Annotated in this window: 1 protein-coding gene; it reads right to left on the minus strand. The window is 38.4% G+C overall.

The window, feature by feature from the left end:
• Positions 1-760 precede the first annotated feature (760 nt).
• Positions 761-1,167: endonuclease/exonuclease/phosphatase family protein (locus tag E1176_RS20265; protein WP_343030486.1), on the minus strand; the 407-nt coding region annotated here is incomplete at its 5' end.

Genomic DNA, 1,167 nt, shown 5'->3' on the forward strand with positions numbered 1-1,167 from the left:
CTTGCTCACAACTTGGTTACAACTATCCCCCGTATCTGGTCGCGTGTGCGCTACAAAGTCTATTACATACCAAAATAGTGAAATCTACTTACGCCACCAACAATTGCAGATAACCTCCGTAGTTCACAAGACAATCAACCCTGTGAACATCGATAATGTAAAGCCTTAATCAGTTGACGGCAGCAGATGAATAGTCAAACCGCACAGAAGCTAGCTCCATGCTTAGTTCGCATGGTAGCTTATTTTAGGAGTTCCATATCCAAACTATAAGTAAAATGACAATTGAAAGACCAAAAATATGAGTTCTCAGCTTACTTGAATAATTCACTTTTTTGACTGGGGAAATTACCGAGTCTGTAATTAACCAAATTATCCCTAATCCAAATGTTAAGGTTGAGACAAGAAAACTTGATGGTGGTGTATGAGAATTCTCGCTACCATAGAAAATGTGAAAAGTTACTGTTAATACGACACCCAGGAGATAGAACATCGGTCTTATATTTTTCTTAAGTTCCATTTCTCCTAGTTTGTCTCATATATACTTCTCTTTGAAATATTGATCCTCAGTCATCTTGTACATAAACTCGTGCTTCTCCGTTGTGACCAAATACCTCCAACTTACGTGTGTATACGCTCTGCGCCTTCAGTACTAATCTGCACGCAAACTAACAAAATCTTTTGATTCACAAGGGATTGTGCGGAACGAATCGAGTGGAAAAGATTGGCGCAAATAAGAAGTTTTAAATTTTCTATTTCAAATCTAATTAATGACAAATTTAGCATACATCGGAAAGTGGTCAGAGCCGATTGTCGGCATACGCTCAAGAGTTACTAATTCAAATTCTTTGGTTACAAAAAAATGATCAAGTGGCCAGCGCATGAGTATGTTATTAGCATTGTAACTATTATAAAACCCTCTACCTACTCGTACATCGTGGAGTATGTCTTTAGTTTGAGTCAGCTTATCGGTAGCGCCCCAACTCACGTCATTAATGTCACCGGCTACAATAGCTGGGAGCTTACGACCCTCTACTTTTTCACCAACATTTATCATGGCTACTTCTTGTTTGCCTTCATTATCAGGCAGGTCTTCAAAATGAGTGGGAGGTACTGGGTGAATAGAATATAAGACAAAACTTTTTCCATTATTTAGTGTCACAGTACTTT

Source organism: Fulvivirga aurantia, assembly GCF_009711475.1.
In the GTDB taxonomy this organism is placed as follows: domain Bacteria; phylum Bacteroidota; class Bacteroidia; order Cytophagales; family Cyclobacteriaceae; genus Fulvivirga; species Fulvivirga aurantia.